Annotated in this window: 10 protein-coding genes; 3 read left to right on the top strand and 7 right to left on the bottom strand. The window is 65.5% G+C overall.

Annotation, left to right across the window (positions count from 1 at the left end):
• Positions 1–114: 114 nt before the first annotated feature.
• Positions 115–1,086: a 2,3,4,5-tetrahydropyridine-2,6-dicarboxylate N-succinyltransferase gene (gene dapD / locus BLS26_RS02575; RefSeq protein WP_092508153.1), complete on the top strand. Its 972-nt coding sequence runs from the start codon at positions 115–117 to the stop codon at positions 1,084–1,086.
• 171 nt (positions 1,087–1,257) lie between these two features.
• Here dapD and BLS26_RS02570 read toward each other — a convergent pair whose 3' ends face one another.
• Both BLS26_RS02570 and BLS26_RS02565 read right to left on the bottom strand, forming a co-directional pair.
• Positions 1,258–2,157: an MBL fold metallo-hydrolase gene (locus BLS26_RS02570; protein ID WP_092508151.1), complete on the bottom strand. Its 900-nt coding sequence runs from the start codon at positions 2,155–2,157 to the stop codon at positions 1,258–1,260.
• 114 nt (positions 2,158–2,271) lie between these two features.
• Entirely contained in the window at positions 2,272–2,586 is a 315-nt protein-coding gene (locus BLS26_RS02565; RefSeq protein ID WP_092508149.1) for a monooxygenase, read from the bottom strand.
• 82 nt (positions 2,587–2,668) lie between these two features.
• Between BLS26_RS02565 and BLS26_RS02560 the strand changes: the two genes are divergently transcribed.
• Positions 2,669–3,259 (top strand): TetR/AcrR family transcriptional regulator, encoded by a 591-nt coding sequence (locus BLS26_RS02560; RefSeq protein WP_092508147.1) that lies wholly within the window; start codon positions 2,669–2,671, stop codon positions 3,257–3,259.
• Between the two features lie 99 nt (positions 3,260–3,358).
• On the opposite strand, the gene BLS26_RS02555 is transcribed toward BLS26_RS02560, so the two are convergent.
• The 4 genes from BLS26_RS02555 to BLS26_RS02540 are packed head-to-tail and all read right to left on the bottom strand — an operon-like array spanning position 3,359 to position 15,370.
• Entirely contained in the window at positions 3,359–7,045 is a 3,687-nt protein-coding gene (locus BLS26_RS02555) for an autotransporter domain-containing protein (protein WP_157676262.1), read from the bottom strand.
• Positions 7,046–7,085: 40 nt separating this feature from the next.
• On the bottom strand, positions 7,086–11,123 hold the full coding sequence (locus BLS26_RS02550; RefSeq protein ID WP_157676261.1) for an autotransporter domain-containing protein: 4,038 nt from the start codon (positions 11,121–11,123) through the stop codon (positions 7,086–7,088).
• Positions 11,124–11,163: 40 nt separating this feature from the next.
• Entirely contained in the window at positions 11,164–15,057 is a 3,894-nt protein-coding gene (locus BLS26_RS02545; RefSeq protein ID WP_157676260.1) for an autotransporter outer membrane beta-barrel domain-containing protein, read from the bottom strand.
• 40 nt (positions 15,058–15,097) lie between these two features.
• On the bottom strand, positions 15,098–15,370 hold the full coding sequence (locus BLS26_RS02540) for a hypothetical protein (RefSeq protein WP_092508139.1): 273 nt from the start codon (positions 15,368–15,370) through the stop codon (positions 15,098–15,100).
• A 186-nt stretch (positions 15,371–15,556) separates the two neighbouring features.
• Here BLS26_RS02540 and BLS26_RS02535 point away from each other — a divergent pair, with 186 nt between their 5' ends.
• On the top strand, positions 15,557–17,236 hold the full coding sequence (locus tag BLS26_RS02535; RefSeq protein ID WP_092508137.1) for a winged helix-turn-helix domain-containing protein: 1,680 nt from the start codon (positions 15,557–15,559) through the stop codon (positions 17,234–17,236).
• Between the two features lie 88 nt (positions 17,237–17,324).
• Here the strand turns inward: BLS26_RS02535 and BLS26_RS02530 are convergent, their stop codons facing one another.
• On the bottom strand, positions 17,325–18,116 hold the full coding sequence (locus BLS26_RS02530) for an alpha/beta fold hydrolase (RefSeq protein WP_092508135.1): 792 nt from the start codon (positions 18,114–18,116) through the stop codon (positions 17,325–17,327).
• Positions 18,117–18,226: the final 110 nt, after the last annotated feature.

The following is an 18,226-nucleotide window of genomic DNA, read 5'->3' as shown; positions in this document are numbered from 1 at the left end:
GCTGACCAATTGAGCCCGCCACCCAAAGCGGACGTGTTGGAGAGTCCAGAAGTTGCCATTTCTACGCGAACTCGCGTATGCACTACGTATCGGATCGTAGTGTGAGAAATTCAAATGGCGATGGAGCTGAGGGGCGCGAGAGGCGAGGGATTTGCGACGATTGCCGCTGATGGTCGCGTGTTGGATTCCTGGTTTCTTCGGCTAAGCCTGGTTGGGGAGGCCGACAAGGCGGCAACGGTACGGCTGACGAGCGACGAGATCATCAGATCGTTGGGTGAGTCGGCAGACGGATATGCGCGACACGACGACATCCGCAATGTCGACATCGTTCCAATCCAAACAGAAATTGACTCCCTTGCATCTGCGCCGACTGATGTGCACGACGCATATCTTCGACTCCATCTGCTGAGCCATCGGCTCGTTCAGCCCAATTGCCTGAACCTTGAAGGAATTTTTGGTCTGTTACCCAACGTTGCCTGGACCACCCTCGGTCCCTGTGAAAGCTCTCGTGTACCGGAAGCGCGAATCCTAGCGCGAAAGCGTGCCGTTGGGTTTGAGGTGACAGGCGTGGATAAGTTTCCGCGCATGACTGACTATGTGACGCCTGCGGACGTGAGAATTGCAGATGCGGATCGCGTAAGGCTCGGAGCTTACCTGGCTCCGGGCACAACCGTCATGCATGAAGGCTTTTGCAATTTTAATGCGGGTACGCTCGGTCCCTGCATGGTCGAAGGCCGGATAAGCGCCGGTGTGGTTGTCGGAAGCGGCAGCGACGTTGGTGGCGGAGCGTCGATCATGGGCACTCTGTCCGGAGGAGGGAAAGAGAGGATTACAGTTGGTGAGCGCTGCCTGATCGGTGCCAACGCCGGTATCGGCATTTCATTGGGTGACGATTGTATCGTCGAAGCGGGCTGTTATGTCACGGCAGGCGCGCGCATCCTTTTGGAAGATGGCCGGGTACTGAAAGCCAAAGAACTCTCGGGCCAGAAGGGCCTTCTTTTTCGTCGTAATTCCCAGAGCGGCGCTCTTGAGGCAACCAGACGCACACCAAATTGGGACGGCCTCAACGCGCAACTTCACAGCTAGGCAGTTCACTCGAAGAAGTCGTCGGCGACAATGGTGGCGCGTCAGCGATGTCGCCTTTTGGCACGAAACGGATCCACCGAGTCGTCGGATGATGTCCGTTGATCGAGGTGGACCGGAAGTGGCAGTTCGGGACCGTTGCGCTGGCGCGGCTAAGCGCGCTCGGCGGCTAAATCATTTCACCGCCGGGACCGCGTCGATGTCGTGGATCCAGTGCTCCGGATAGAGCGCATAGGCGTCGCCGCGCCGGGCGAGCCGCGCGAAAGCCGGGAAGTGCAGATGCATCCCGGCGATCAGGACGCCGTCGGCGGAAACCCGATCGAACATCCGTTTGCGTGAGGCGGCCGCTGCCGCCAGATCGGTATCGAAGGCCATGCCGGCTTCCGGAATGGCAGTCTGCACTTCCGGCACATGCACGGTGTCGCCCCAGATCATCAACTGGTCGTTGCCTGATGCGATGAGATAGGCGGTATGGCCCGGCGTATGGCCGTGGCTCGGCACCGCGGTGACGCCGGGGAAGACTTCGCCCTGCTTGAACAGCCGCGTCCGCTTCTTGTAGGGGGCGACCTGTTCGCGGCCGGCCTGGAAGAACAGTTTCTTGTCGCGCTCGTTTGCCTTGGCCATCGCACCGTCGTCGAACCAATGCGGCAATTCGTTCTCGTGCATCACGAGTTCGGCGTTCGGAAACAGCAGTTGGCCGTTCGTCATGTCGGTCAGTCCGGCGGAATGATCGGGATGCATGTGCGTCAGCAGCACGGTGTCGATCGACTTCGGATCGATGCCGGCGCCGGCGAGGTTTTGTTGCACCTTGCCGGCGCTGGGCTGCATATAGTTGCCCGAGCCGGTATCGACGATCGCGGTGCGGCCTTTGGAATGGACCAGGAAGGTGTTGACGCTGGTGCGCCGCGCCGGCCGGAACGCGTCGGTCAGAATCTGCTTCGCCCTGTCGACATCGACGTTGCGCATCACCTCCAGCGTGCTGTCGAGATAGCCGTCGCTGATCGCGGTGACGAGAATATCCCCGATCTTGCGGTGATAGACGCCGGGAATTTGCTGGGCCGGTTGCGCGTTCATTCGGAAACCTCGGTTGGCGGGGAGGGGACGATAGCCGCCGTCCGCGTCCTCCGCTACCGCTTCCCGCGATCACTGGTTCTGCGCAAAACGCGCGGCACCCGTGTCGATGCCAGGTTACGCATCGCTGAGGATCTCGTGGGTGACGTTGTCGACCGTGACCGGGCTGTCGAAGTAGGTCACGGAGGGTTCCGAATTGTATTTCCCCCGTACGTAGGCCCTCCAGCTCTCGGTAAAGACAGCCTCGGCCTCGGCGCGCGAGTTCCAGAGATAGATGCCGCCGACGCTGTTGCCATCGTCAGCCACGACATAGGACTTGCGGACCAGGCCGGCGACGCCCTGATAGGTCGGCGCCGTGGTGAGGAAAATGCTGCGCGCCTCGTCCCGGGTGACCGGCTTGGGCAATTGAAAGTTGGTGATGGCGATGATCATTGGAATTTCGGCTCCGTTGCGCTATCTTTGACATTAATGTCAATCTTGACACGAGTGTCAAGAATAAATCGCGGGTGAGCCAATGGTGGGCGTGCGGCAGTTTGACGAACAGGAAGTGATCGCGCTGGCGCTCGACGTGTTCTGGCGCAAGGGGCTGCATGACGCGACCATGCAGGATCTCGCCGCCGCAACCGGCGTCCAGCGCGGCAGCCTGTACAACGCCTATGGCGACAAGGAAGCGATCTTCCTGCGCGCCTTCGACCAGTATGCCGGGCAATTCCTCGACACCGTCGCCAAGGCGCTGGCCGGGGGCGACGTCGCGGAAAGGCTGCGCAACTTCTTCGACATGATCATCGTCAACATGACCAGCGGTTCGCCGTCGCGGGGCTGCCTGACAACGCGCACCGCGCTGGATGCTGGCATTTCGGGCGAGGAGGTGCGCAAGCGCGTGCACGGGCTACTTGAGCGGCTGGAGCAGATCGTCAGCCAGGCCATCGGCTCGGCTGATGGCAAGCCGGCGACAGATGCCAACCGTCTGGCGCGTGTCATCGTGACCTTCACGCGAGGTCTGGCCGTGATGGAGCGTGCCGGCTACAGCCGCAAGCAGCTCAGGGAATCGGCCGCGACCTTCGTCGACGCGCTGGTCGGCCCGGCGATCCCTGTATCCGGATGAAGCAAACATGCCCCGGCTTCCTGCGCGGGCTCGCCTTCCACGGCGACGCACGATCCGCTCGCCGAGAGCGCGCTGCCGATCGCCTGATGTCTGCAGACATCACCACGCGTATTTGACGCTGCCCTTGGCGGCATAGCCGGTGGTGGCGCGGGAGAACTCGCCCTCGAAATAGCCTGCGGTCGACCAGCCATTGTGCCATTTCATTTCGGCGCCGAGCGAGGCCAGCGCAGCGTTGGCCGCAGGCTGTGCGCCGTTCACGGCGAAGGTGGCGCCTGGGAGCGTCTGGAAGATCGCAATCGCGCTGCGGTCCGTGTTCCAGTCATGCGCCCAGGCCGCCTTGGCCTTGAGCGTGAAGACGCCGCCCTGTACCAGCATCGCGTTGTCGAATTTCGCACCGAACTCGCTGCGCGTCGCGGTGACGGTCTTGGAGGTGTAGTTCAGCGCGAACGTGTTGCTGCCGGAGGTCGCGGTCTCGCCATAGCCTGGCAGATAGAATGTGGTGGTCTGCAATGCCGCATAGGGCGTGATGCCGACCATGGGCGTGGCATAACGCCAGCCGCCTTCGAGCCGCGCGGCCAGCGCCTGCGCCCGGAACGAGGCGTGCAATCTATCGATGCCTGCGATCGTCACGGTGCGGTCGGTGCTGGTGTCCTGCCAGGAATAACCGAGCAAGCCGGCCACGTAAGCCGCACCCCAGGTATGTTTGGCATAGGCCGCCGCGTTGAAGGCGTCGGCGCGTCCGCCGCCAAAACCGTTGGCGATGTCGAAGCTCGAGCCGGCGCCGCCGAGCGCAAAGCCAGCCTGCGTATCCGGCGTGAAATGATAGAGGGCGCCGGCGACGGTGCCGAAAATCCGATTCGTCGTGGTGTTGGTGCCCGCGGTGGTATCGCCGTTGACGCGGCTGTTGCCGCCATAGGCCATGGCCCACACGTTCCAGCGTTGCTCGAATGATGACGGCCGCCGGTCGCGCGGCGTCACGGCGGCGTAAGCCTCCTTCGCCTCGCGCGAGACCTGCCGCTTCGGCACATAGGCATTCGCTTCATCGTCTTGCGGCGCGAAGGCCGTCGCGCCGCTCCGGCCGGGATTGTCTCCGAAGGCGCCATCGAACACGCCGTTGATGAACTGTCCCACCCCGGTAATGCCGGCCTGCGACGTTGACGCGCCGGGCTGGCCGGAGGCTTGCGACAACCCGTTGGCGGTGAGCCCGCCGAACACCAGGGGGATGCCGCCATTGGTATTGAAGTAGTTGATCAGGGCGTTGGCGACTTTGTTCTGGTTGCCGGAAAGACCGCTGGTCGGCGGTGCGATGAAGGCCAACGTCAGGTTCAGATAGGCGTGGGTGGCGTCGTAGCTCAGCGCGTCGGTGAAGTTCGCCGGAAGATTGGTATTCGTGATCATGCCGAAGGTGCCGATGATGCTGCCGGCGTTGAGGATGGTGTATTGCTTGGCGATATAGCTGCCGGGCGCGAAAATCGCATTGACCGTCGCGCCGCCCAAGGTGGCCGCGCCCGAGACATTGGCGAATGACGATGTCGTCGGATTGATGTTGATGGCGTAGGTTGACGCCGCGTTGAAGCCGAGCGTGCCGCCCACCGTCATCGATGAACCGGGCGTGCCGGAACCCGGCGCGAAGATGCCGCCGGTGACCAGGGTGTTGCCGACCGTGCCGGTGCCTGCCAGCACGCCGCCGGTTACGAGCGTTTGACCGGCGATTGAACCGCTCACGTTGACTAAGCCGCCGTTGACGGTCGCGTTGCCGGTGATGGCGCCGGAGTTGGTGGTCGTGCCGGCGTTGTTGATCAGGTTGCCGCTAACGGTGCCGGCATTATTGAAAACCGCATTATTCGTAACCGTCGACGTGACGCCCCCTGCTGCGATGGTCAGCACGCCCGCGTTCACGGTGAACGCCGCGTTGCTCAGGCTGCCGTTGACGATGAGCGTGCCTTGCGCGACCGTCCAGGGGAGTGTGAGCGTATTGGTGCCGGTGAGCGTCCAGGCGCCGCTGCCGTCCTTCTGGAACGCCTCGAAACTCTGATATTGCCGGCCCGGCCCGATCAGGCCGGCGTCGAAACTGCCCGTTCCGGTGCCGGTCAGCGCCAGCGTATCGGTGCCCGCGCCGCCGAGCACGTTGCCGTTGATGACGGCGCCGGTCACCAATTCGAGGCGGTTGGCAAAGGCGCCTGTCTGGTCGAACTTGATGGCGCCGCCGGCGCCGCCGTTCACCGTGCCGGCCACCGTCACGGTCGCCGTGGCGCCGTTGGTTTCGATGGCAAAAGCGTTCGTGCCGGCGCCGTTGCTGGTCACGGTGCCCGTGGCGGCGACGGTGATGGCGAGCGCGCCGCCGCCGCTCTGTGCAAAGATGCCGTCACCGCCGGTGCTGGTGACATCGCCGTTGGCGGTGATGGTCAGCGCGCCCGTGCCGGAGTTGGCCGCAACAATGCCATAGGCGCCGCTCACCGTGGTGCCCGCGGCTGTGGTCACGCTGAGAGCGGCGCTACCGGCATTGCTTGCTTGGATGCCAGCGTAATTGCCGCCGGTGACATTGCCGTTGGCGGCAATGGTGAGCGCGCCGCTGCCCAAGTTGCGCGCGTAGATGCCGAAGGCACCGCTGACCGTGGTGCCGGCGCCGGTGGTCACGCTGAGAGCGGTGCTGGTGGCGCTGAGGTTCCGCGCGTCGATGCCGTAAAAACTGCCGGTGACATTGCCGTTGGCGGTGATGGTCAGCGCGCCCGTGCCGGAGTTGCGCGTACGAATGCCGGCGTAGCGGCCGTGGACCGTGCCGGCGGCGGTTGTCACGCTGAGATCGGTGGTGGTGGCGCTGAGGTTCCGCGCGTCGATGCCGTAACCGGTGGTGCCGGTGACATTGCCGTTGGCGGTGATGGTCAGCGCGCCCGTGCCGGAGTTGCGCGCATCGATGCCTGTGGTGGCGCCGCGGACCGTGCCGGCGCCGGTGGTGACGCTGAGAGCGGCGCCGGTGTTCCGCGCGTAGATGCCCTTGGCACTGGTGCCATAGACATTGCCGTTGGCGGTGATGGTCAGCGCGCCCGTGCCGGAGTTGTTCGCATCAATGCCGGTGGTGCCGCCGCGGACCGTCGTGCCTGCGGCGGTGGTCACGCTGAGATCGGTGCCATTGGCGGAATTGGATGCTTGGATGCCACTACGAACGGTGCCGGTGACATTGCCGTTGGCGGTGATGGTCAGCGCGCCCGTGCCGGAGTTGCGCGCAAAAATGCCGATGTAGTAGCCGCTGACCGTGGTGCCGGTGCCGCTGGTCACCGTGAGAGCGGTACCGGCGTTGTTCTGCGCAACAATGCCGCCTCCAGTGCTGCCGGTGACATTGCTGTTGGCAGTGATGGTCAGCGCGCCCGCGCCGTTGCTGATCGCATAAATGCCGTTGTAGCCGCTGAGCGCACCATTGGTATTGATGGTGACGCTGCCGGGCGTGCCGGCAAAGTCGCCGCCGGATCTGATATAAAGCGCCGTGCCGGCGGATGCGGTGAGCGACGAGGCATTGGTGTCGGTGTAGGACTGAGCGCCGTCGCCGTTAATCGTTATGGCCTTGCCGCCGACGGTGGTGACGCTGAACCCGGGAAGGGTCGAGACCGCGGCGTTGTTGGCGGTGATGTTCTGCGTGGTGACCTCGGCGCCCGAGCACTGGAAGGTCGAGCCAACGGGGTTCAGGCAGGCGCCGCAGGCGCGACGGCCATAGCCGGCGACTGCCGCTACCAGCATGGTGCCCGACAGCAGCACCCGCCGGCGCAACGCACCTGCATTCCCGGAACTCAAGTTCCCAACTCCGCCGCCTGAGCCATTCTTGTGTGTCTTGTCACCACGCATATTTGACGCTGCCCTTGGCGGCATAGCCGGTGGTGGCGCGGGAGAACTCGCCCTCGAAATAGCCTGCGGCCGACCAGCCATTGTGCCATTTCATTTCGGCGCCGAGCGAGGCGAGCGCAGCGTTGGCCGAAGGCTGTGCGCCGTTCACGGCGAAGGTGGCGCCTGGGAGCGTCTGGAAGGTCGCGGTGGCGGCGCGGTCGGTATTCCAGTCGTGCGCCCAGGCGGTCTTGGCTTTCAACGTAAAGACGCCGCCTTGCACCAGCATCGTTTTGTCGAATTTCGCACCGAACTCGCTGCGCGTCGCGGTCACCTCTTTCGAGGCATAATTTAGCGCGAACGTGTTGCTGCCGGAGGTTGCGGTCTCGCCGTAAGACGGCAGATAGAACGTGGTGGTCTGCAATGCCGCATAGGGCGTGATGCCGACCATGGGGGTGGCGTAACGCCAGCCGCCTTCGAGACGCGCGGCCAGGGCCTGCGCCCGGAACGAGGCATGCAATCTATCGATGCCTGCGATCGTCACGGTGCGGTCGGTGCTGGTGTCCTGCCAGGAATAGCCGAGCAAGCCGGCCACGTAAGCCGCCCCCCAGGTATGTTTGGCATAGGCCGCCGCGTTGAAGGCGTCGGCGCGGCCGCCGCCAAAACCGTTGGCGAGGTCGAAGCTCGAGCCGGCGCCGCCGAGCGCAAAGCCAGCCTGGGTGTCCGGCGTGAAATGATAGGTGGCCCCGGCAACGGCACCGGAGACGCGGTTGGTCGTGGTGTTGGTGCCCGCGGTGGTATCGCCGTTGACGCGGCTGTTGCCGCCATAGGCCGAGGCCCACACGTTCCAGCGCTGCTCGAATGATGGCGACCGCGGGTCGCGCGGCGTCACGGCGGCGTAAGCCTCCTTCGTTTCGCGCGAGACCTGCCGCTTCGGCGCATAGGCGTTCGCTTCATCGACTTGCGGCGCGAATGCCGTCGCGCCGGCCTGGCCGGGACCGTCGCCGAAGGCGCCGTCGAACACGCCATTGATGAACTGTCCCACCCCGGTAATGCCGGCCTGCGACGTTGACGCGCCGGGCTGGCCCGAGGCCTGTGACAAAGATGGCGCCGACAGCGTCGCGAACGTCAGCGGGATGCCGCCGTTGCTGTTGAAAGAATTGATCAGCGCATTGGCGACGTTGTTCTGGTTGCCATTGAGCGTGTTCGACGCGGGCGTCGTGAAGGTCAGGTCGAGGTTCAGGTAGACGTGGGTGGCATCGTAGCTCAGCGAGTCATGGAAGTTCGAAGGCAAATGGGTGTTGGTCAGCATGCCGAACGCGCCGCTGATGCTGGCGGCGGTCAGGATCGCGTACTGCTTCGAGATGTAGCTGCCGTTGGCGAAGATCGCGTTGACCGTCGCGCCGCCGAGCGTCGCCGCGCCCGAAACGGTGGCGAATGACGCCGTCGTTGGATTGACGTTGATGGCATAGGTCGAAGCCGCGTTGAAGCCGAGCGTGCCGTTGACCGTCATCGACGAGCCGGGCGTGCCGGAGCCCGGCGCGAAGATGCCTCCCGTGACCAAGGTGTTGCCGACCCTGCCGGTACCGCTGAGCGTGCCGCCTGCGCTCACCGTCATGGCGGCATTGGTCATCGTGCCATTCACCGCCAACGTGCCGCCGCCGACCGAGAACGCGGTGATGCCGGTGTTGGCGCCGGTGAGCGTCCAGGTGCCGCTGCCGGTCTTCTGGCCGGCCTCGAACGAGGAGAGCTGGGCGACATTGAAGCTGCCCGAACCGGTGCCGCTCAGTCCCAGCGTGTCGGTGCCGGTGCCGCCGAGCACGTTGCCGTTGATGACGGCGCCGGTCACCAGTTCGAGGCGGTTGGCGAAGGTGCCCGTCTGGTCGAACCTGATGGCGCCGCCGGCGCCGCCGTTCACCGTGCCCGCCACCGTGACGGTCGCAGGGCGGCCGAGGGCCTGGATGCCAAAGCCACTGGTGCCGCTCACGGTGCCGGTGGCGGCGACGGTGATGGCGAACGCGCCGCTGCCAAAGCTGCTCGCATAGATGCCATCCGTGCTTCCACTCACCGTTGCGCCGGCGCCGACAGTCACGCTGAAAGCGGTGCCGCCGTGCTGCACGGCGATGCCGCGACCACTGGTGCCGGTGACATCGCCGTTGGCGGTAATGGTGAGCGCGCCGCTGCCGTAGTTGCGCGCAACAATGCCGTCGGTGCCGCCGCTGACCGTGGTGCCTGCGCCGGTGGTCACGCTGAGAGCGGTAACGAAGCCGGCATTGAACGCGGCGATGCCGCTACCACTACCGCCGGTGACATTGCCATTGGCGGTGATGGTCATCGCGCCGCCGTAGTTGGTCGCAGAAATGCCGTTGGTGGCGCCGCTGACCGTGGTGCCGGCGGCGGTGGTCACGCTGAGACCGGGGCCGGAAATGGAGTTCAGCGCGTTGATACCGTTACCATTGGTGCCGGTAACATCGCCGTTGGCGGTGACGGTCAGCGCGCCTGTGCCTTGGTTGCGCGCAAAAATGCCGCCGGAACCGCTGACCGTCGTGCCGGCGCCGGTGGTCACGCTGAGAGTGGTGCCCGTGCCGGAACTATATGTGTCGATGCCGTAACCAGTGGTGCCGGTGACATTGCCGTTGGCGGTGATGGTCAGCGCGCCGGTCCCGAAGTTGAGCGCGTAGATGCCCTTGTCGCCGCCGCTGACCGTCGTGCCGGCGGCGGTGGTCACGCTGAGAGTGGTGCCGGTGCCGGTGTTCCTCGCGTAGATACCGCTAAAAGTGGTGGCGGTGACATTGCCGTTGACGGTGATGGTCGTCGCGCCCGTGCCGACGTTGTGCGCAAAAATGCCGAAGAAGGTGCCGCTGACCGTTGTGCCGGCGCCGGTGGTCACGCTGAGAGCGGTACCGTAGTTCTTCGCGTCAATGCCGCGACTACTGCCGGTGACATCGCCATTGGCGGTGATGGTCAGCGCGCCCGTGCCGTTGTTGCGCGCAAGAATGCCGGGGCCGCCGCCAGTGCCGCGGACCGTGGTGCCGGCGGCGGTGGTCACGGTGAGATCAGTCGCCGTCGCGGAAGTAGTTGCGAAGATGCCACCGCCACTAGTGCCGGTGACATCGCCATTGGCGGTGATGGTCAGCGCGCCTGTGCCGAAGTTGCGCGCAAAAATGCCGGTAATGCCGCTGACCGTCGTGCCTGCGCCGGTGGTCACGCTGAGAGCGGCGCCCGTGCTGGAACTATATGCGTCGATGCCGTAACCAGTGGTACCGGTGACATTGCCGTTGGCGGTGATGGTCGTTGCGCCCGTGCCGTAGTTGCGCGCACTAATACCGCCGGCACCGCTGACCGTCGTGCCGGCGCCGGTCGTAACCGTGAGATCGGTACCCGCAGCGGAATTGTTTACGTTGATGCCGACGAAACTGGTGCCGGTGACATCGCCATTGGCGGTGATGGTGAGCGCACCAGTGCCTTGGTTGCTCGCAAAAATTCCGAAAACATCGCTGCTCACCGTCGTGCCGGCGCCGGTCGTAACCGTGAGATCGGTACCCGCAGCGGAATTGTTTACGTTGATGCCGACGAAACTGGTGCCGGTGACATCGCCGTTGGCGGTAACGGTGGCCGCGCCGCTGCCGAAGTTGCGCGCATAGATGCCGTTGGTGCGGCCGGTGAGCGCACCGTTCGTATTGATGGTGATGCTGCCGGGCGTGCCGGCGTAGCCGCCGCCGGATCTGATATAAAGCGCCGTGCTGCTGACGTCGGATGCGGTGAGCGATGAGGCGTTGGTGTCGGTGTAGGACTGAGCGCCGTCGCCGATAATCGTTATGGCGTTGCTGGCGGCGCTGTTGACGCTGAACCCGGGAAGGGTCGAGACCGCGGCGTTGTTGGCGCTGATCACCTGCGTGGTGACCTCGGTGCCGGAGCACTGGTAGGTCGAGCCAACGGGGTTCAGGCAGGCGCCGTAGGCGCGGCGGCCATAGCCAACGGCCACCGCCACCAGCATGGTGCCCGACAGCAGAACCCGCCGCCGCAACGCACCTGCATGACCGGAACTCACGTCCCCAACTCCGCCGCCTGAACCATTCTTTTGTGCCTTGTCACCACGCATATTTGACGCCGCCCTTGGCGGCGTAGCCGGCGGTGGCGCGGGAGAACTCGCCCTCGAAATAGCCTGCGGCCGACCAGCCATTGTGCCATTTCATTTCGGCGCCGAGCGAGGCCAGCGCGGCGTTGGCCGAAGGCTGCGCGCCGTTCACGGCGAAGGTGGCGCCTGGGAGCGTCTGGAAGGTCGCGGTGGCGGCGCGGTCGGTATTCCAGTCGTGCGCCCAGGCGGTCCTGGCTTTCAACGTAAAGACGCCGCCTTGCACCAACATCGCCTTGTCGAATTTCGCACCGAACTCGCTGCGCGTCGCGGTGACGGTCTTGGAGGTGTAGTTCAGCGCGAAGGTGTTGCTGCCGGAGGTCGCGGTCTCGCCATAGCCTGGCAGATAGAATGTGGTCGTCTGCAATGCCGCATAGGGCGTGATGCCGACCACGGGGGTGGCATAACGCCAGCCGCCTTCGAGACGCGCGGCCAGCGCCTGCGCCCGGAACGAGGCGTGCAATCTATCGATGCCCGCGATCGTCACGGTGCGATCGGTGCTGGTGTCCTGCCAGGAATAGCCGAGCAAGCCGGCCACGTAAGCCGCCCCCCAGCTATGTTTGGCATAAACCGCCGCGTTGAAGGCGTCGGCGCGTCCGCCGCCAAAGCCGTTGGCGATGTCGAAGCTCGAGCCGGCGCCGCCGAGCGCAAAGCCCGCCTGCGTATCCGGCGTGAAATGATAGGTGGCCCCGGCAACGGCACCAACGACGCGGTTGGTCGTGGTGTTGGTGCCCGCGGTGGTATCGCCGTTGACGCGGCTGTTGCCGCCATAGGCCGAGGCCCACACGTTCCAGCGTTGCTCGAACGATGACGACTGCCGGTCGCGCGGCGTCACGGCGGCGTAAGCCTCTTTCGCCTCGCGCGAGACCTGCCGCTTCGGCGCATAGGCGTTCGCTTCATCGTCTTGCGGTGCGAAGGCCGTCGCGCCGCTCCGGCCGGGATTGTCTCCGAAGGCGCCATCGAACACGCCGTTGATGAACTGTCCCACCCCGGTAATGCCGGCCTGCGATGTTGACGCGCCCGGCTGGCCGGAGGCCTGCGACAAAGCGGGCGCCGACAGCGTCGCGAACGTCAGCGGGATGCCGCCGTTGCTGTTGAAAGAATTGATCAGCGCGTTGGCGACGTTGTTCTGGTTGGCGTTGAGGGTGCCGGACGCGGGCGTCGTGAAATTCAAGGCCAGGTTGAGGTAGGCGTGGGTGGCATCGTAGCTCAGCGTATCGTGAAAGTTCGCCGGCAGATTGGTGTTGGCGACGGTCGGATTGAATGTTCCGCTCACGCTGCCGGCGGTGAGGATCGTGTACTGCTTGGCGATGTAGCTGCCGTTCGCCCACGCCGCGTTCACCGTCGCGCCGCCAAGCGTCGCCGCGCCCGAGACATTGGCAAACGACGACGTCGTCGGATTGAGATGGACCGCATAAGTCGCCGCCGCGTTGAACCCGAGCGTGCCGTTGACCGTCATCGACGAACCGGCCGTGCCGGAACCCGGCGCGAAGATGCCGCCCGTGACCAAGGTGTTGCCGATCGTGCCGGTGCCTGCCAGCACGCCGCCGGTCACAGTGAAGGGCGCGTTGGTCATGTTGGCGTTGACGACGAGCGTGCCTTGCGCGACCGTCCAGGGGAGCACCAGCGTATTGGTGCCGGTGAGCGTCCAGGTGCCGCTGCCGTCCTTCTGGAACGCCTCGAAATTCTGATATTGCTGGCCCGACCCGATCAGGCCGGCGTCGAAATTGGCCGTTCCGGTGCCGGTCAGCGCCAGCGTATCGGTGCCGGGGCCGGCGAGCACGTTGCCGTTGATGACGGCGCCGGTCACCAGTTCGAGGCGGTCGGCAAAGGCGCCCGCCTGGTCGAACTTGATGGCGCCGCCGGCCCCGCCGTTTACCGTGCCGGCCACCGTCACGGTCGCAGGACGGCCGCGAGCCTGGATGCCAAAGCCACTGCCGCCGCTCACGGTGCCGGTGGCGGCGACGGTGATGGCGAGCGTGCCGCTGCCGAAGCTGCTCGCATAGATGCCGTCGCTGCCGCCGCTGACCGTGGTGCCGGCGCCGATGGTCACGCTGAGAGCGGTGCCGCCGTGCAGCGCGGCGATGCCGCGACCACTGGTGCCGGTGACATCGCCGTTGGCGGTAATGGTGAGCGCGCCGCTGCCGTAGTTGCGCGCAACAATGCCGTCGGTGCCGCCGCTGACCGTGGTGCCTGCGCCGGTGGTCACGCTGAGAGCGGTAACGAAGCCGGCATTGAACGCGGCGATGCCGCTACCACTACCGCCGGTGACATTGCCATTGGCGGTGATGGTCATCGCGCCGCCGTAGTTGGTCGCAGAAATGCCGTTGGTGGCGCCGCTGACCGTGGTGCCGGCGGCGGTGGTCACGCTGAGACCGGGGCCGGAAATGGAGTTCAGCGCGTTGATACCGTTACCATTGGTGCCGGTGACATCGCCGTTGGCAGTGACGGTGGTCGCGCCGGAGCCTAAGTTGCGCGCAAAAATGCCGTTGGTGTTGCCGCTGACCGTGGTGCCGGCGGCGGTGGTCACGGTGAGATTGGTGCCGTAGCCGTGCGCGTCGATGCCGTTACCAGTGGTGCCGGTGACATCGCCGTTGGCGGTGATGGTCAGCGCGCCCGTGCCTTGGTTGCGCGCGTAGATGCCGTTGGTGCCGCTGACCGTCGTGCCGGCGGCGGTGGTCACGCTGAGACTGGTGCCGGTGCCGGTGTTCCTCGCGTAGATGCCGGTAAAAGTCGTGCCGGTGACATTGCCGTTGGCGGTGATGGTCGTCGCGCCCGTGCCGGCGTTGTACGCAAAAATGCCATAGCTGGCGCCGCGGACCGTGGTGCCGGCGGCGGTGGTCACGGTGAGAGTGGTGCCGCTGTCATTCTGCGCCAAGATACCGCGACCACCGGTGCTGGTGACATCGCCATTGGCGGTGATGGTCAGCGCGCCCGTGCCGAAGTTGCGCGCAAAAATGCCGGGGCCGCCGCCGGTGCCGCGGACCGTGGTGCCGGCGGCGGTGGTCACGGTGAGAGTGGTGCCATTCCTGTTCCGCGCGTAGATGCCGTTACCGGTGGCGCCGGTGACATTGCCGTTGGCGGTGATGGTCAGCGCGCCCGTGCCGTAGTTGTTCGCGATAATGCCGTTGGTGCCACTGACCGTCGTGCCGGCGCCGGTGGTCACGGTGAGAGCGGTCGCCAGCGCGAAATTAGTTGCGACGATGCCACCGCCACCAGTGCCGGTGACATCGCCGTTGACGGTGACGGTGGTCGCGCCACTGCCTTGGTTGATCGCCTCAATGCCGATGGCACCGCTGACCGTCGTGCCGGCGCCGGTGGTCACGCTGAGATCGGTGCCCGCAGCGGAATTGAATACGTTGATGCCAATGAAGCCGGTGCCGGTGACATCGCCGTTGGCGGTGACGGTGACGGTGAGTGCGCCAGTGCCGGCGTTGCGCGCATCAATGCCGTAGACGCCGCCGGTGAGGGCGCCATTCGTATTGATGGTAACGCTGCCGGGCGTGCTTGTGCCGGCATCGTTTCCGGTGGATTTGACATAAAGCGCCTTGCCCCCAGCGCCGGTGACTGACGAGGCGTTGGTGTCGGTGTAGGATAGAGCGCCGTCGCCGGTAATCGTTATGCCGTCGCCGGGGCTGTTGACGCTGAACCCGGGAAGGGTCGAGACCGCGGCGTTGTTGGCGGTGATCGGCTGCGTGGTGACCTCCGTGCCCGAGCACTGGTAGGTCGTGCCGCCGGAGGGCGCGCAAGCGCCATAGGCGCGACGGCCATAGCCAACGGCCGCCGCCACCAGCATGGTGCCCGACAGCAGCACCCGCCGCCGCAACGCGCCTGCATTCCCGGAACTCAAGTCCCCAACTCCGCCGCCTGCGCCATTCTTTTCTGCCTTGTCACCACGCATATTTGACGCCGCCCTTGGTGGCATAGCCGGCGGTGACGCGGGAACCCGTCGCGAAGTACGCCGTGCCGGTCCGCACCGCGGCCGGGTTCCAGTTGGTAGCGGTGGTATAGTCGCCGCTGCCGCGCGTGGAACTCGACATGGCGTCCTGCGCTGCGGCCGGCAATGCCGATGCCAGGCCCGGCGCCGACGACGCGAGCAGAGCGGTCCGCTTTGCACCAAAATTCCGGCGGATCGCGCCGCCGGCCTGACACAGTCCGCCCATACCCGCTACCCCAGCCACGGTCCCGCTGGCCACGCCTGATCCGCGCCCCACCCAGCAGCCAAGCATTGAAACGGAATCATCGTGCCTGTCCCGATGGCGGCCTGAAATTTTTCTGAAATTTGAATTTCATCGGGGTTTGCGCGAAAATGTCTGCTATTGGGCCCCCTTGGTGGTTCCTGGAATCTCATGCTCTTTCGTTTTGCCGGTTTTGAACTCGATCCGGGCCGTTCCGAGTTGCGCAGGCCCGGCGGCGAAGCCATCAAGCTTCGGCCGAAGACTTTCGCCATACTTGCGCTGTTTGCCGCCAGTCCGGGACGCGTCCTGAGCAAGCAGGAACTGATGGGGGCGGTGTGGCCCAACGTCCATGTCGGCGATGACAGCCTGTTCCAATGCATTCGCGAGATTCGCGCCGCGCTGGACGACGGCGACCGCGCCATCGTCAAGCTGGTGTCCGGCCGCGGCTATCTGTTTGATACCGAGGTGTCGACGGAGGCGTTGGGCACGCCACAGCCGGTTCCGCCCGCCGATGTGGTGATCGCACCGGCCGCCGTGCCGGCAACAAGCCGGCGGCCGTTTGGCCTGAGCGGCCCGGCGGCGTTCGCCGCCGTCGCGGTGCTCGGCGCCGCGTTCGGCCTGGCCATCGCGGCGCCGATGTTCGGCCCGGGCCTGTTCACATCGAGACCGCCGGCCATCGCGGTCATGCCGATCACCGGCGCCGAGGCTGACACCGTCCCGACGGCGGCCGCTGTTACGATCCGCCTCGCTGACGGGCTGGCGAAGATCGAGAATATCCGCGTCGTGAGGCCGGAAGCGGGCAGCGATTCGCTACAGGCGGCCTCGACGCGCCCGGCGCAGGCGGACTTCACCGTGAGCGGCGAATTGCGGAAGGCCGGCCCGACATGGGAACTGCGCGCCCGCCTGACCCGCACCGCGACCCAGGAAGTGGTCTGGTCGACGCCGGTTTCGGTCGAGATCGGCGAGGCGGACTCCGGCCTGCAGGAATCGCGGCTCGCGGCAGGCCTCGGCGATCTGCTCGCGCGGCGCCTCAATGAGCTGGTGCAGGCGCGCCCGCCGGCGTCCGCCGACGGCGCGGCAAAGGGCGTGGTCGAGCAGGCGACGGCGCAGATCAACCAGACCAGCAAGGAGCGTTTCGCGGCGGCGCTGACCATGCTGGAAAAAGCGCTCGGCGATTATCCCGACAATGCGGACATCCAGGTCGCGCTCGCCGCGCAGCAACTGCGCGGCATCCAGATGGTCTGGTACAGCCCGGCCGACGCCGCGGCGGTGGAGAAGAATGCCAAGGCGATGCTGGAGCGCGCCTTGCGAACCAGGCCCAACTCTATTCCGGTGCTCCAGGCCTATTGCCGCTTCCTCAACGCCACCAATGAATTTGTCGAAAGCCTGGTGGCTTGCGCCAGGACATTGGCGTTCGACCCCTGGGACGGAATGGCGTTGTACCACATGGGCCTCTCGCAACTTCCACTGGGCCGGTTCGAGGACGCGCTGACGACATTCAAGCAGGCCGACCGGTTTGATACGCCGCCGGTGTCGCGTTGGACCTGGCTGCTTGGCGCGGGAGTGAGCTACCTGATGATGGGCCGCGACGAAGAAGCATTGCCCTGGCTGGAACGGTCCATTGCCATCACGCCGGCCTCCGGTCGTTCGCTTATCCTGCTGGCCGCGGCCTATCAGAGATTGGGCCGCACGGACGAAGCACATGCGGCCTTGACGCAAGGCTTGAAACTGCGGCCCGGTTCGACAGTGAGCAACGTCGGGATCCCGACCAAGAATGTCAGCGCCGCATATATGGAAGCGCGCGGCCGGATCGAACAGGCGCTGATCGAGGCCGGGTTGCCGGAACAGTAGTTCGACGATGTGTCTTTAGCTTCCCGTGCGCCATGTCGGCGACCGCCGGCTACTGTGCATGGGGTTGTTTTCGATATTTTAGTTGGGATCAGGCCGAGACCGATCGCAGGAAGTCGTCGATGGCCTCGAAGATCAGGTCCGGCGTCTGCACCGACATGTAATGCCCGGTGCGGAGTTCGACGTAGCGCGCGCCGGGAATGGTCTTGGCGGTGCCTTCCGCCATCGCCGCCGGGCGCACACGATCGAGACTGCCGCCGATCACCAGCACCGGCGCGCTCAGGGCGGCCAGTTCGCTCTCCATGTCGGCATTCGCCAGCATCCGCCAGATCGTGGCGTAGCTCGAGGGATCGTTGCCGAGCCAGCGGTTGCGGAAGCGCTCGAAACGCTTGAGGTCGCCGCGCAACTCCGGGGCGTAGCCGTTGTTCATGGAGTCCTCGACCGCAAAGGCCATGCCTGCGGCCTCGATTTTCGCCAGACGTTCGAGGGCAGGGACGCGGCGCTCCGCCGCGATCCCGGTGGCGGGGCTGCCGACCACGACGGCGCTGGTGCGTGTGGGGTGCCGGGCGGCAAAATGCAGCGCGATCGCGCCGCCGACGGCGACACCCGCCAGCGCCACCCTGCCGGCGATACCGTAGGTGTCCAGAAGTGCGGCGATATCGTCGGCCATGGTATCGAGCGTGAGTTCGCCGCGTACCTTCTGCGACAGTCCGGCGCCGCGGGTGTCATAGCGCAGCACGCGGCGGGAAGCGGCAAACCGGGGCGCTATGTCATCCCAGCTTTCGAGCGAGCCGCCCATTTCGTGCACCAGCACCAGCGTCCGCTCGCCCACGCCCGTCAGCTCGCAGCGCAGCCCAACGCCATTGGCCTCAATGAAATCCATCCCTGCGCTCCCCGGTTTCTTGGTCTTGGTGGAGAGACGTTATGGCGGATGGGGAAAGGGCTGCAAAGTGGCGATCGAGCATGGCAAGCCAGCAGGCGGTGACGGCCGCC

Source organism: Afipia sp. GAS231, from assembly GCF_900103365.1.
GTDB lineage: Bacteria > Pseudomonadota > Alphaproteobacteria > Rhizobiales > Xanthobacteraceae > Bradyrhizobium.
Note: the sequence above shows the minus strand (reverse complement) of the source record. Positions and strands in the feature narration are given on the sequence as shown.